The organism is uncultured Sphingomonas sp. (genome assembly GCF_964244265.1).
Classification (GTDB): domain Bacteria; phylum Pseudomonadota; class Alphaproteobacteria; order Sphingomonadales; family Sphingomonadaceae; genus Sphingomonas.
The window spans coordinates 20509-34534 of the sequence record NZ_CAXTHV010000025.1; the positions used below are offsets into that span (position 1 = coordinate 20509).

A 14026-nucleotide genomic window follows, 5' to 3' on the forward strand; every position below is an offset into this window, starting at 1 on the left:
TAGCTTCTAGCCCAGGCGCCTACCCCATCGGAACAGCCCCACGCCGACCGCCATCAGCAGCGCCCCCCATAGCATCCAGATGCGCTGATCGAGCATGAAGCTGGACGCGGGCCAGCGGACAATGCCGGCGCCTTGCAGGAACCACAACGTGCCCATTGCAAAGCCTAGCAGGCCAACAATGGTGAGAAGGACGCGCATCAACGTTCGCCCAGCGGAACATAAGCTCGTTGCGTGGGACCGGTATAAAGCTGACGCGGACGCCCGATCTTCTGCGCCGGGTCGCTGATCATCTCGTTCCATTGCGCGACCCAGCCGACGGTACGGGCCAGCGCGAACAGCACGGTGAACATCGTCGTCGGGAAACCGATCGCCGACAGGATCACCCCCGAATAGAAGTCGACGTTCGGAAACAGCTTCTTATCGATGAAGTAGGGATCGTTGAGCGCCAGATTTTCCAGTTCCAGCGCCACGTCGAATATTGGGTCGCTGACTTTCAGCGTGTCGAACACCTCGCGCACCGTCTGCTGCATCACCGTCGCGCGGGGATCATAATTCTTGTATACCCGGTGACCGAAGCCCATCAGACGGAACGGATCGTTCTTGTCCTTCGCGCGTGCCAGATATTCGGGGATTCGGTCGACCGTTCCGATCTCGCGCAGCATGTTGAGCGCGGCCTCGTTGGCGCCGCCATGTGCCGGACCCCATAGGCAGGCAATGCCCGCGGCGATGCACGCAAAAGGATTGGCCCCCGACGATCCGGCTAGGCGCACGGTTGACGTCGACGCATTCTGCTCGTGATCGGCGTGGAGGATGAAGATCCTGTCCATCGCCTTTTCTATTACCGGATTCACTTCATAGGGCTCAGCCGGCACACCGAACGTCATGCGCAGGAAATTGCCGGTGTAGCTCAACGAATTGTCGGGATATAGGAACGGCTGACCCATCGCATATTTGTATGCCATCGCTGCGATCGTCGGCATCTTGGCGATCAGCCTATGGCTGGCGATCATCCGCTGGTGCGAATCGTTGATGTCGGTCGAATCGTGATAGAAGGCCGACAGCGCGCCGACCACGCCGCACATGATGGCCATCGGATGCGCGTCGCGACGGAATCCGCGGAAGAACGAGGCTAGCTGCTCGTGCAGCATCGTATGGCGGCTGATCGTCCAGCTGAACTTCTCGAGATCTCCCTGCGACGGCAGCTCGCCGTTTAGCAGCAAGTAACATACTTCCATGAAGCTGGAATGTTCGGCGAGCTGGCCGATCGGATAGCCACGATGGAGCAGGATGCCTTCGTCGCCATCGATATAGGTCAGCGCCGACTCACAACTGGCAGTCGAGGTGAACCCCGGATCATAGGTGAACATGCCGGTATCCGCGTAAAGCTTGCGGATATCGATGACATCGGGACCGACCGATCCCGCCAGGATCTTGTAGTCGTTGGTGCCAAGATTAATGGTGGGCGTTTCGGTCATCAAACCTGCCTTTCGTATGCGGTTTTCAGCGTCATCCGGTCGGCGATGCGACCCAGGCTTTCGTCGCGGCCGAGCAGGACGAGCACATCGAAGATGCCCGGAGACATCCTCTTGCCGGTGAGGGCGGCGCGCAGCGGTTGAGCGACCTGGCCCAGCTTCACCCCGGCTTCGTCCGCCACCCGCCTGACCACAGCCTCGAGCGTCTCCGTATCCCAGCCGTCGGCGGCGTCAAGCGCGCTGTGGAGCCGGTCGAGCAGCGTGACGGCTTCACCGCCCAGCAATGGCACGGCATCGGCGTCGACCGGTAGCGGGCGGTGCGCGAACAGGAAGCCCGCGCCAATGGTCAGGTCGGTCAGCGACGCCGCGCGGACCTTCAATACCGGCATCGCCCGGCATAGCAGGTCGAGCCGTTCTGCGGTGAGCTCCAGCGGCAGGCGCAGCGCGACCAGATCGGCCAGCCGCGCGTCGTCGGCGGCGCGTAGATAATGGCCGTTAAGGTTTTCGAGTTTTTTCAGGTCGAACCGACTGGGCGATTTTCCGACGCCGGCGAGGTCAAACCACGCAATTGCCTGCGCACGGTCGATGATTTCGACGTCGCCATGCCCCCAGCCGAGCCGGAGCAGGTAATTGCCCAGCGCTTCGGGCAGGATACCGAGAGCGTCGCGATAGGCATCGACCCCCAGCGCGCCGTGACGCTTGGACAGCTTGGCGCCATCCGATCCGTGGATCAGGGGGATATGCGCATAGGTCGGCGCCGGCCAGCCCATCGCGCGGATGATCGGCAGCTGGCGAAAGGCGTTGTTGAGGTGATCGTCGCCGCGAATCACGTGCGTCACGCCCATGTCGTGATCGTCGACCACCACCGCCAGCATGTAGGTCGGCGTGCCGTCCGAGCGGAGCAGGACGAGATCGTCCAGCTCGCCATTCTGGACCGTGACCGGACCCTGGACGAGATCGTCGATCGTCGTCGTGCCGGCCATCGGCGCCCTCAGCCGGACGACGTGCGGCGCGGCCGGATCGCCGTCGTCACGCTCGCGCCATGGCGAGCGGATGCGCAGCGGCCGCCTGGCCGCCTCGGCCTCGGCGCGCATCCGGGCGAGCTCGTCATGGGTCAGGTAACAGCGATAGGCGGCGCCCCGCTCGACCATCTCGGCCGCGACCGCGGCGTGCCGGCCGGCACGGGCGAACTGGTAGATTTCGGGCCCGTCCCAGTCCAGCGCCAGCCAGCGCATCCCGTCGAGGATGGCGTCAATCGCGGGTTGGGTCGACCGCGCGCGGTCGGTATCCTCGATCCGGAGCAGGAAGCGACCGCCATGATGCCGCGCGAACAGCAAGTTGAACAACGCCGTGCGCGCCCCGCCAATATGCAGGAAGCCGGTGGGCGACGGGGCAAACCGGGTGACGACGGTGGCGATGGGCGCGTCGGCATTGTCCGACTCCGGATCAGAACTTGCGCCCAACCGCGCGTGCTCCCAAGCTGGATGACTGATGGCGACGATAGCCGCCCATGCTCCTAGCACGCACCAGCCGCGGCTTCAAACCGGCGCGCGACGGCTGGGGAAGGCGCGTGCGTGGATCGAGACCTGGCTTGAGGCCGAACGCGATCAATTGCCGCTATGGCTGCCGGTGGCGCTGGGCGCGGGGACCACCGCCTGGTTCCAGCTCCCCGGACCGACCCAGTGGCTGGCGGCGCTGCTGCTGCTCGCGGCGGTCGCCTCGGCGGCGACGGCGCTGGGGCAACAGGGGCGGGCGGGCCGGGCGGTGGCGGCGGGTGCGGTGGTCGCCGCGGCGGGGCTGACGCTGGCATGGGTTCGCGCCGAGCGGGTCGCCGCGCCGGTCCTGTCGCGCCCCGCCATCGTCGCGATGACCGCCAAGGTCATCGCCGTCGAAACGCTGCCGGCGCGCGAACTGGTGCGCGTGCGGCTGGCGCCGATGGCGGTGAATACCGGACCCGCCGGAGCCGGGCGCGACGCGCGACCCGCGCCGATCGTCCCGCCCGCGATCCGGATCAACCTTGCCCAGGAGGATGCGCCCGCCGGCCTAGGCGTCGGCGCGGTCGTCAGCTTGCGGGTCCGGTTGATGCCGCCGCCCGAGCCGGCGGTGCCCGGTGCCTATGACTATGCACGCGTCGCCTGGTTCGACGGCATCGGCGCGACCGGGCGCGGGCTGGCACCGGTGCGGGTGATCGCCGCCGGCCCGGGCGGCGGCGACGTTCGTGCGGCCCTGTCGCGGCATATCCAGGCGATGGCCCCGGGCAGCGCGGGCGGCATCGCCTCGGCCTTGGTGACCGGCGACGAAGGGGCGATCGCCGAGGACGATGCCGATGCGATGCGGCGGTCGGGCCTTGCCCACCTGCTGTCGGTCAGCGGGCTGCACATCACCGCCGTCGTTACCGCGACGATCGTGCTGGTCACGCGTCTGCTCGCCTTGTTTCCTGCGGTCGCATTGCGCGTGCGCGTGCCGATGGCGGCGGCGGGGGCGGGCGCGGCGGCGGCGATCGGCTATACGCTGCTCACCGGATCGCAGGTGCCGACGATGCGGTCGTGCATCGCCGCGTTGCTGGTGCTGGCGGCGCTGTCGATCGGGCGCGAGGCGATCACGCTGCGGCTGGTGGCGGCGGGGGCATTCGTCGTGCTGCTGGTCTGGCCCGACGCGCTGGCCGGTCCCAGCTTCCAGCTGTCCTTTGCCGCAGTCACCGCGATCGTCGCGCTGCACGAAGCGCCGGCGGTGCGCAGCTGGTTTGCCGCCCGCGACGAGCCGCTGGCGCGGCGGATGGCGCGCCATGTGGCATCGTTGCTGCTGACCGGCATGGTGGTCGAGGCGGCGCTGGCGCCGATCGCGCTCTATCATTTCCACAAGGCGGGATTGTATGGCGCGCTGGCCAATATCATCGCCATTCCGCTGACCACCTTCGTCATCATGCCCGCCGAGGCGTTGGCGCTGGCGGCGGACGCGGTCGGCATCGGCGCGCCGTTCTGGTGGGTGACGCGGCTTGCCCTGGCGTTGCTGCTGTGGATCGCGCACATGGCCTCTGGCGCGGCGGGGTCCCTGGCCATGCTGCCGGCGATGCCCAATGGTGCTTTTGGCCTGATGGCCGCGGGCGCCTTGTGGCTTGGCCTGTGGCGCACGCGTCTGCGGACGGCGGGGCTGATCCCGCTGCTGATCGGCGCGTTATGGGCGTTGGCGACGCCGCCGCCCGATCTGATCGTCACCGGCGACGGCCGACACCTCGCCATCCGCACCGCGCACGGCGGGCTGGTCCTGCTGCGCGATCGCGCCGGCGACTATACGCGATCGACGCTGGCGGAGAATGCCGGAGTCGACGGCGAGCCGCTGGCGCTCGACAGCCAGCCGTTCGCGCGATGCAGCCGTGACCTGTGCCTGGCCGACATCCGGCGCGGCGGAGGACGCTGGCGCATCGTCGCGACGCGCAGTGCGTACCAATTGCCGGCCGCCGCGCTGATCGCGGCGTGTCGCGGCGCCGACATCGTCGTCAGCGACCGCCGGTTGCCGCGCGGCTGCACCCCGCGCTGGCTGCGGCTCGATGCGCCGGTCCTGCGTCGTACCGGCGGTATCGCGATCACCCTGGACAGCCGGCGGATCGCGACTGTACGCACCTCCGGCGACCGCCATCCGTGGCGCGCCGATGTCGTCAGTCGTAGCGCCGCAACAAGCCGGCAAGCCGCCCCTGAACGCGAACCTGGGCGGGGGCGTAACGCTGAGGATCGTAGGCGCGGTTGGCCGGATCGAGCCGGATCATCGCGCCCTCGCGGCGGAAATATTTGAGCGTCGCCTCGCTATCCTCGACCAGCGCGACGACGATCTGCCCGTCGCGCGCGACGTCGGTGCGCCGGATCAGCGCGAAATCGCCGTCGAGGATGCCCGCTTCGACCATAGAATCGCCGGCCACTTCCAGAGCATAATGTTCGCCGCCGCCGAGCAACGCCGCGGGAACGGCCAGCATCGACTGCCCCTCGAAAGCCTCGATCGGGACACCCGCGGCGATCCGGCCGTGCAGCGGGATCTCGATCACGTCGTTGGCGGGTTCGGGCGTCGCGCGGACATTGGCCGCCTTCGCCTTCGCCGCGCGGGCCGGCTCCGCGCGTTCGGGCATCTTGATGACTTCAAGCGCGCGCGCGCGATTGGGCAGGCGGCGCAGAAACTGCCGCTCCTCCAATGCGCTGATCAGGCGGTGGACGCCCGATTTCGACTTCAGGTCAAGCGCCTCCTTCATCTCCTCGAACGATGGCGAGACACCGGTTTCGGCCAGCCGATCGTTGATGAAGCAAATCAGTTCATGCTGCTTGCGGGTGAGCATATGTTCCTCCGTTCAGAACAGACGTGGAACCAATATGGAACGATGTTGGAGAAGTCAAGCGATCGGCAGGATCTCTATCATGTCGCCGATCACGGCGGCGGGTGCATGCGGCGCGCGCGCGATCAGGCAATCGCTGGCGGCCAGCGTCGCGAGCATCGAGCTGTCCTGGATCGGCGCCCAGACCACCCCGCCATCGTGGCGCGTGGCGCGCAGATAATCCTGGCGATGGTCGTTGGCCGGCAGCGGTGCGAGCAGCGCAGCCCGAATGGTATGTGGCAGCGGATCGCGTGCCCCCGCCATCATCGCGATCAGGGGGCGCAGGAACAGGGTCGCGGTGACGAACGCCGATACCGGATTGCCCGGCAGCCCGAGCATTATCGTATCGCCCAACCGCCCGGCGAGCATCGGCTTGCCGGGGCGCAGCGCGAGCCGCCAGAAGTCGATGTCGCCCCCCGCAGCGATCAGCGCCGGCCGCACCAGATCATGGTCGCCGACCGACGCCCCGCCGGTGGTGACGACGATGTCGGCCTGGGCGCCTGTGAATGCCACAACCAGCGCCTCAAGGCGGTCGGGGATGATGCCCAATTGGGTTATCGCCACGGGCAGGTCGGCGAGCATTGCCGCCAGCATCGCGCTGTTGCTCTCGGGCAGGGCCAGCGGATCGGCAGGAGCGCCGGGCGCAACCAGTTCGTCTCCGGTAGCGAGGATCGCGACCCGGATCGGGCGATTGACCGCGAGCGTGCCGTGACCCGCGGTCGCCGCCAGCGCGACGCGCGCCGGGGTAAGCCGTTCGCCGGCGGCGATCAGGACGGCGCCGGCGGTGAAATCCAGGCCCTTCAGCCGCACGTTCGCACCCTGGCGCGCGGGGCCGCCGCCGGCCAGTGCCAGCGTCTCGCCGTCGCGTGCGGCTTGCTCCTGGACCAGCACGGTATCGGCGCCGGCCGGCATCGCCGCGCCGGTGAAGATCCGCGTCGCCTCGCCCGTCGCGACCATTCCCCCCATCGGTCGACCCGCCGCGCTTTCGCCGACCAGCCGCCACGGGCCGGGCAGGTCGTCGAAGCGGATCGCATAGCCGTCCATCGCCGACAGATCGGTGCCGGGCTGGTCACGTCGCGCCGCGACCGGCCCGGCCGCCCAGCGTCCCGCGGCGTGCGCCAGCGCCACCTGTTCGCTATCGACGCGCCGCGCCATCGCGAACAGCCGCGACTGCGCCTCGTCGACCGGAAGAAGGCCGGTCATGGCTTGCGCAGGTGCTGGAAAGCGCGGAACGTCACCGAGATGTCTTGCCTTTCACCCGCGCGTCCAGTCGCCCGACCTGCCGCCGCTCTTGGCCTCCAGCCTGACGTCACCGATCGTCATCGCCCGGTCGATCGCCTTGGCCATGTCGTAGATCGTGAGCAGCGCGACCGAAACGGCGATCATCGCCTCCATCTCGACGCCGGTCTTGCCGGTGGTGGTGACAGTGGCGGTGACCGTCACGCCGCCTGCGTCGGGGATCAGCTCGACTGCGGCGCTGGTGATCGGCAGCGGGTGGCAGAGCGGGATGAGGTCACCGGTGCGCTTGGCCGCCATGATCCCGGCGACGCGCGCGACGGCCAGGACGTCGCCCTTTGCCACCCCGGCCTCGCGGATCGCCGCGGCCGCCGCGGGCGACATGGTGATGCGGCCGGTGGCGACGGCCCGGCGCGGCGTATCGGGCTTGGCCGAGACATCGACCATCCTCGCCGCGCCACGCGCATCGAGATGGGTAAGCTCATCCACCAAGCAGCTCGCGGGTTGCCGCCTCGATGTCTGGCGCGCGCATCAGCGCCTCGCCGACCAGGAAGCAGCGGATGCCCCGTGCCGCCATCGCGTCCAGCTCGGCGCGGGTCGACAGGCCGCTTTCGGCGACGAAGGTGCATCCCGCGGGCGCGCGCCCGACCAGGTCATAGGTGCGCTGGAAGCTGACCGAAAAGTCGCGCAGGTCGCGATTGTTGACCCCGATCAGCCGCGATTTCAGCCGGAGCGCGCGGTCGAGCTGGCCGGCGTCATGCACCTCGACCAGCACGTCGAGCCCGCAGTCGATCGCCGCCGCCTCGATCTCGGCCAGTTGATGATCCTCGAGTGCGCTGACGATCAGCAGGATGGCATCGGCGCCGATCGCGCGCGCCTCGTGCGCCTGCCACGGATCGACGGTAAAATCCTTGCGGAGCACCGGCAGGTCGACCGCCGCGCGCGCCGCCTCGAGATAGGCGTCGTTCCCCAGAAACCATTGCTCGTCGGTCAGCACCGACAGGCACGCCGCGCCGCCCGCGCGATAGGCGCGCGCATGGGCGGGCGGGTCGAAATCGGTGCGGATCACTCCCTTGGAAGGGCTCGCCTTCTTGATCTCGGCGATCAGCGCGGGGGCGGGGTGGGCATCAAGCGCGGCGCGAAAGCCGCGCGGCGGCGACTGCCGCCCGATCCGCGCCGCCAGATCGCTCATCGAAATGGTGGCGCGGCGCGCGGCGACCTCGGCACGCTTGGTCTCCATGATCCGCGACAAGATCGTCATCGGTATGCGATCCACGCGTCGAGCAGCGCGGCTGCAGCGCCGGCGTCGATCGTCTCGGCCGCCTGGGCTACGCCGTCCGCCATCGTGTCGGCACGGCCACCGACGATCAGCGCGGCGGCGGCGTTGAGCAGGACCGCGTCGCGATAGGCGCCCGCTTCGCCTGCCAGCAGCCGGCGCAGCGCCGCCGCATTATGCGCGGGATCGCCGCCCTGGATAGCCGCAGTCGGATGGCGCGGCAGGCCGGCATCCTCGGGCACGATGCGCACCGGAAAACGGACGCTGCCGACGGCCTGCGCGATCGTGGGGCCGGCACCCGAGACCTCGTCCAGTCCCTCCTCGCCCGACACCACCAGCGCCGCCTCGGTGCCGAGCTGGTCCAGCGCCTCGGCATAGGTGCCGACATAATCGGGGCGGGCAATGCCGATCAGCTGGCGCGTGACATGCGCCGGATTGGCCAGCGGTCCCATCAGGTTGAAGATCGTCCGGCGGCCGATGCGCCGCCGGATCGGCGTGATCCGCGCCATCGCCGGATGATGGTTGGCGGCGAACAGGAAGCAGATGCCGAGATCGTCCAGCGTCCGTTGCGCCAGCGCCCCCGCCCGCGCCAGGTCGAGGCCGAGCGCCTCCAGCGTGTCGGCGGCGCCCGCCTTGCTCGATGCCGCGCGGTTGCCGTGCTTGGCGACCGGCACGCCGGCGGCAGCGGCGACCAGCGCGACGGCGGTCGACACGTTCAGCGTGTGATGGCCGTCGCCGCCGGTGCCGCACACGTCGATCGCCGCCGGCGGCGCCGCGATCGGGATCAGCCGGTCGCGCATCGCGCGGGCCGCCTCGGCAATCTCGATCGAGGTCTCGCCGCGCTCGGTCAGCCCGATGAGGAACGTGGAGACCTCCTCCTCGCCGGTCCGCGCGTCGAGGATGTCGGCGAACGCCTGCCGCGCGCTTTCGCGCGACAGCGGGCTGGCGGGGTCGGGGAGAAGGGCAAGGACGGTCATGGCAGGATCACGCCCGCCAGCGTCAGGAAATTGGCGAGCAGCTGGTGCCCGTGTTCGGTTGCGATGCTTTCCGGATGGAACTGGACGCCGTGAATCGGCAACGCCGCATGGCGAAAGCCCATGACGAAGCCGTCCTCCGCAATTGCGTTGACGGTCAGCGCGGGCGGAACGTCATCGACCACCAGCGAGTGATAACGGGTGGCCGAAAAGGGCGAGGGCACGCCGTCGAACATGCCGCTGCCGTCATGGCTGATCCGCGAAACCTTGCCGTGCATCAGCCCGCCGCGCACGACGTGGCCGCCGAAATGCTGGCCGATCGCCTGATGACCCAGACACACGCCGAGCAACGGACGCCCGGCCTCGGCGCAGGCCGCGACCAAATCCAGGCTGACGCCCGCTTCGTTCGGCGTGCAGGGTCCGGGAGAAATCAGGAATGCCTCGGCATTGCTGGCCATCGCGTCGCGGGCCGTCAGCGCATCGTTGCGCACCACCGACACCTCCTGACCCAATTCCATCAGATAATGGACCAGGTTCCAGGTAAAGCTGTCGTAATTGTCGACGACCAGGATCATGCCGTCGCCGCTACCCGCTCCCTGCGGCGGGGACAATGCGCGAGAATTGTCGGCATGCCTTGTTTCGGCCGCGTTTTGCCCGACGCTTGCTGGATTGCGGGCGGACCCATCCTGTTCAGGGGGCGTTATCGCGTCACAAGGAGTCGCGCCATGCTTCGTACCGCCATCGCCGCCACGTTGATCCTGCTGCCCGGACCGGTAATTGGGCAGGACAAGCAGGCGGAATCGGGCCAGCCGCCGCAGCGCATCCGGTCGATCACGCTGACCGGCGATCAGAAATGCCCGCCGTCGACCGACACCGACATCGTCGTCTGTAGCAAGGTCGACGACGTCTATCGCATCCCCAAGGCATTGCGCGAAAGCAACGTCATTCCCGACCGGCGGCAGAGCTGGGTCAACCGCGTTGCCGCCGACGAACAATCGAGCCGGGTGGCGGGCGGCCTGCCCAATACTTGCTCGGCGGTCGGCACGGGCGGCCAGAGCGGCTGTGCGCAGCGTAACGCCGCGGCCTGGGCGGCGGCCCGCCGAGCCCGGGCGAACGGGCAGAGCGACGACCAGTAAGAGCTTGTTTGGAACGCGCCCTCAGCGCCTTTCCCAACAGACCAAGTGCGGGCTACGCGGCTTGCTCACTGACCGAAGCCGACGGCAGTGGCGCGTACTACCGCCTCGCGCGCGGCGGCGAGCAGCGCACCGGCCTTCGCCTCGCACTCGCGCTGTTCGCTCGCCGGGTCGCTGTCGGCGACGATCCCGGCACCTGCCTGGACATGCATCATGCTGTCCTTGACCAGCGCGGTCCTGAGCACGATGCAGGAATCCATCGAGCCGTCGGGCGAGAAATAGCCGACGCCGCCTGCATAGACGCCGCGCGCCTCCGGCTCGAGTTCGGCGATGATCTCGCAGGCACGGACCTTGGGGGCGCCCGATACGGTGCCTGCGGGGAAACCCGCGAACAGTGCGTCGAGCGCGTCCTTGCCGTCGGCCAGCCGCGCCGCCACGTTCGAGACGATGTGCATCACATGGCTGTACAATTCCACCGCGTAGCTGTCCGTGACCCGCACGCTGCCCGGCGCGCCGACACGACCGGCATCGTTGCGGCCCAGGTCCAGCAGCATGAGATGCTCGGCGCGCTCCTTGGGGTCGGCGAGCAACGCTGCGCGATTGGCCTCGTCCTCGGTCGCGGTGCCGCCGCGCGGCCGGGTGCCGGCGATCGGCCGGATCGTTATCTCGCCGTCGCGGACGCGGACGAGGATCTCGGGGCTCGATCCGGTCAGCGAAAAGCCGGGCAGGTCGAGATGATAGAGGAACGGCGACGGATTGATGCGCCGCAATGCGCGGTAAAGCTCGAACGGCGGCAGCGCGAACGGCGTGGTGAAACGCTGCGCCAGCACCACCTGGAAGACGTCGCCCGCAGCGATATAGTCCTTCGCCCTGATCACCATCGACCGATAGGCGTTCGGCGCCAGCACCGGGGTCAGCGTCGGCCGGGTCAGGCCGGCGGCGCGGACCGGTAGCGGCAACGCCGTACCCGCGAGCCGCGCCGCGACCGCGTCGATACGTTCGGCGCCCAGTGCCACCAGGCCATCGGGCGCCGCTGTCGGGTCCGGCCATAACGGCGCGACCAGGAACAGGGCGTCGGCCAGCCGGTCGAAGATCAGCACCATCGTCGGGCGGACGAACATCATGTCCGGCACGCCCAGCATGTCGGTTGCCGCGCGCGGCAGGCGCTCGACCAGGCCGACGGTCTCATAACCGAAATAGCCGACCAGGCAGGCCAAAGCGCGGGGCAGTTCGTCGGGCACCGCGTCCATCCGGCAGCCGGCAACCAGGTCGCGGAGCGCGGCAAGCGTCGGCTGGGGGCAGGGGATGAAGGCGTCGCGGTCGGTCAGCCAGCAATCGTTGACCTCGGCGCGGTTGCCGGCGGCACGAAACACCAGATCGGGGGCAAGGCCGATCAGGCTGTGGCGCCCACGGATCGCGCCGCCCTCGACCGATTCGAGCAGGAAGTCACCGCGCCCCGGCTCGATCAGCTTCAGCGCGGCGGCGACCGGCGTCTCGGTATCGGCAACCTGGCGGCGCCAGACCAAAGCAGGACGGCCGGCCGCCAGCGCGGTGCGCGCTGCCTCGGCACCCTCGATCATCGCCGCGCCTACTCGGCCGCCCCGCCGAGCAGGTCACCCCTGAGCTTGGTGATCGCCGTCTCGTTGCGCTTGACGCCGGCCTGATTGCGGATCGCGCGCACGAACTGCGCGATCAGCTCGGAGCCCTGCGCCTGCGCCAGGTTGGCGCGCATCGCCGCGACCACGCCGTCCTTGCCGGTCAGGTCGCCCTGTTCGGCCTTGTCGAGGACGATTACGTACCAGCCGCCGGCATTTGGCGCCTCAAGCAGCTTGGCCGTACCGCGCTGCATCTGGAACAGCATCAGCAAGGCGGGAGAGGGGGGCGCCGTCTTGGGATCGCGGACGATGATCTGTGCGCGCGTCGCCAATAGCGGCTCGGTCGCGGGCAGTTTGACCTTCACGCCGGCCAGCGCGGTCGTCAGCGGGGTTCCCTTGTTCACCTGGTCGACCAGGCCCGATGCGACCGCCTGGGCGGCCCGGCGCGCACGATCGATCGTGAAGTCGCGCATCACGTCGGCCTTGACCGTCCCCGCCGGGCGGGGCGTCGCGGGCACGATCTTGTCCAGCTTGGCGACCGCAAAGCTGCCATCGGTGCCGATCGGCACCAGGCTGGCATCGTCGTCCTGCTGCGCGGCGAAAATCGCCTGATATAGCGGCGCCAGCTTGGCATCGGGCGTGGTCGGCGGCTTGGCGTCGGGATCGATGCCCTGGACGGTGGCGGCCGGGGTCGTCGCGACCGTCATCTTCAGGTCGCGGGCGATTTCGTCCAGCGTCGCATTGTTGGCGATGCCGTCCTCTATCCGCTGGCGCGTCGCGGTCATCGCGGCGATGGTCTTCTGGTCAGTCAACGCCTTGACCAGCTCGGGCCTGGCCTGGTCGAGCGACTTGGCTGGCACGGTGGTGACCGCCTCCACCTTCACCACCGTCCAGCCGAGCGGCGTGCGCGCCGGCCCGACGACCGCGCCCGACGCCGCCGCAAAGACCTGGTCGGCCAGCGACTGCGAGGTCTGCGTGGTATAGCCGGCCCTGTCGACCTTGTCGATCAGCCCGGCGGTCAGCCCGGCCGCCTTGGCCGCGACGTCGATCGCGGTGCCGCCGCGCACCTTCGCCGCCAGCGTGTCGGCCGATTTCTGGTCGAGCAGCACGACTTGGCGCAGCGTACGGTTCTCGCTGGCGGCGAATTTCGATCGCTGCTGCTGATAGGCCTGGGCGATCTCGGCGTCGGTCGGAGCGGACTTCGCCTTTACGTCGTCCATGCCGATCACCAGGTAGCGGGCGGCGCGCCGTTCGGGCATGGTATAGCGGGTGATGTTGCGCCGGTAGAAAGTGGTGATCTCCGCATCGGTCGGCAATGCGCCGGCGCCCATTGCCTTGGTCGGGATGAACGCCACCGTTCCGGCGCGGCGTTCGAGCAGCAGCCGGGCGAACGGCTTGGCATATTCGAGCGGCACCTGGGCGGACCCGCGCGTCGGCAGGGTCAACTGGTCGACGATCATCCCGCGCGCGATGTTGGTACGCACTTCCTGGTCGCTCAGCCGCTGTTCGGCGAGGATGCGTTTATAGGCGTCGAGGTCGAACTGGCCGTTCAGCCCCTTGAGCGAGGGATAGCTGCGCAACTGGCTGTCGACCAGCGGCTTGCCGATCCACATGCCCTGACTGTTGGCGAACTGTTCGAGCGCGACGCCGTCGATCATCCGGTTGAGCACGCCGTCCAGTCCGCCCTGATCGAGGAAGCTGGCGACGCTGAGGTCGGGCTGCTGCTGGCGGAAGGATTGCACCGCGCGATTGATGTTGTCGCGCAATTCGGTGGCCGGGATATTGGTCTTGCCGACCGTCGCCACCTCCGTGGTCCCTTCGCCGAACATGCCGTTGCGCAGCCCCGATACGTCGCCCGCGGCAAAGGCCAGCGCGATCACGGCAAGGACCACGAAGGTCACGATGATCCCCAACCGCGAATTGATGAGGCGACGGAAGAAGCTGAGCATCGGGGCCGATCTCTGGTGGAAGGCGAGGGGCTCG

General features: G+C 68.7%; 12 protein-coding genes and 1 pseudogene. 2 read left to right on the forward strand and 11 right to left on the reverse strand.

Going from position 1 to position 14026, the window contains the following annotated elements; all coding sequences use genetic code 11:
* Positions 1-6: 6 nt before the first annotated feature.
* Genes ACFE7K_RS11260 through gltX form a run of 3 tightly spaced genes read right to left on the reverse strand, consistent with a single transcriptional unit; the run spans position 7 to position 2935 of the window.
* A complete protein-coding gene (locus tag ACFE7K_RS11260) occupies positions 7-198 on the reverse strand; it encodes a hypothetical protein (protein WP_375398287.1) in 192 nt (63 codons plus the stop codon).
* Complete coding sequence (gene gltA, locus ACFE7K_RS11265; RefSeq protein WP_375398288.1) at positions 198-1475, reverse strand: citrate synthase; 1278 nt, start codon at positions 1473-1475, stop codon at positions 198-200. Before gltA ends, ACFE7K_RS11260 begins: the two co-directional genes overlap by 1 nt.
* The gene (gltX, locus tag ACFE7K_RS11270; protein WP_375398289.1) at positions 1475-2935 is read right to left on the reverse strand and encodes a glutamate--tRNA ligase; all 1461 of its coding nucleotides are present in this window, start codon (positions 2933-2935) and stop codon (positions 1475-1477) included. The genes gltA and gltX overlap by 1 nt, the downstream gene beginning before the upstream one ends.
* A 28-nt stretch (positions 2936-2963) precedes the next feature.
* On the opposite strand from gltX, the pseudogene ACFE7K_RS11275 reads away from it, so the two are divergent.
* Positions 2964-5114: pseudogene (locus ACFE7K_RS11275) on the forward strand (ComEC/Rec2 family competence protein); the annotation flags it as partial.
* 13 nt (positions 5115-5127) lie between these two features.
* Here ACFE7K_RS11275 and lexA read toward each other — a convergent pair.
* The 6 genes from lexA to ACFE7K_RS11305 are packed head-to-tail and all read right to left on the reverse strand — an operon-like array spanning position 5128 to position 9890.
* On the reverse strand, positions 5128-5793 hold the full coding sequence (gene lexA / locus ACFE7K_RS11280) for a transcriptional repressor LexA (RefSeq protein ID WP_375398290.1): 666 nt from the start codon (positions 5791-5793) through the stop codon (positions 5128-5130).
* 54 nt (positions 5794-5847) lie between these two features.
* On the reverse strand, positions 5848-7032 hold the full coding sequence (locus tag ACFE7K_RS11285; RefSeq protein ID WP_375398291.1) for a molybdopterin molybdotransferase MoeA: 1185 nt from the start codon (positions 7030-7032) through the stop codon (positions 5848-5850).
* A 51-nt stretch (positions 7033-7083) separates the two neighbouring features.
* Positions 7084-7554, reverse strand: coding sequence for a cyclic pyranopterin monophosphate synthase MoaC (gene moaC, locus ACFE7K_RS11290; protein WP_375398292.1), 471 nt, complete (start codon positions 7552-7554; stop codon positions 7084-7086).
* Positions 7547-8326: an indole-3-glycerol phosphate synthase TrpC gene (gene trpC / locus ACFE7K_RS11295; protein ID WP_375398293.1), complete on the reverse strand. Its 780-nt coding sequence runs from the start codon at positions 8324-8326 to the stop codon at positions 7547-7549. Before trpC ends, moaC begins: the two co-directional genes overlap by 8 nt.
* Entirely contained in the window at positions 8323-9318 is a 996-nt protein-coding gene (trpD, locus tag ACFE7K_RS11300; protein ID WP_375398294.1) for an anthranilate phosphoribosyltransferase, read from the reverse strand. Before trpD ends, trpC begins: the two co-directional genes overlap by 4 nt.
* Positions 9315-9890: an anthranilate synthase component II gene (locus ACFE7K_RS11305; protein WP_375398295.1), complete on the reverse strand. Its 576-nt coding sequence runs from the start codon at positions 9888-9890 to the stop codon at positions 9315-9317. The genes trpD and ACFE7K_RS11305 overlap by 4 nt, the downstream gene beginning before the upstream one ends.
* A gap of 150 nt (positions 9891-10040) precedes the next feature.
* Here ACFE7K_RS11305 and ACFE7K_RS11310 point away from each other — a divergent pair, with 150 nt between their 5' ends.
* The gene (locus tag ACFE7K_RS11310) at positions 10041-10451 is read left to right on the forward strand and encodes a hypothetical protein (RefSeq protein WP_375398296.1); all 411 of its coding nucleotides are present in this window, start codon (positions 10041-10043) and stop codon (positions 10449-10451) included.
* 65 nt (positions 10452-10516) lie between these two features.
* Here the strand turns inward: ACFE7K_RS11310 and ACFE7K_RS11315 are convergent, their stop codons facing one another.
* Both ACFE7K_RS11315 and ACFE7K_RS11320 read right to left on the reverse strand, forming a co-directional pair.
* Entirely contained in the window at positions 10517-12028 is a 1512-nt protein-coding gene (locus ACFE7K_RS11315) for an anthranilate synthase component I family protein (RefSeq protein WP_375398297.1), read from the reverse strand.
* 8 nt (positions 12029-12036) lie between these two features.
* Positions 12037-13992, reverse strand: coding sequence for a peptidylprolyl isomerase (locus ACFE7K_RS11320; protein WP_375398298.1), 1956 nt, complete (start codon positions 13990-13992; stop codon positions 12037-12039).
* Between the last annotated feature and the right edge of the window lie 34 nt (positions 13993-14026).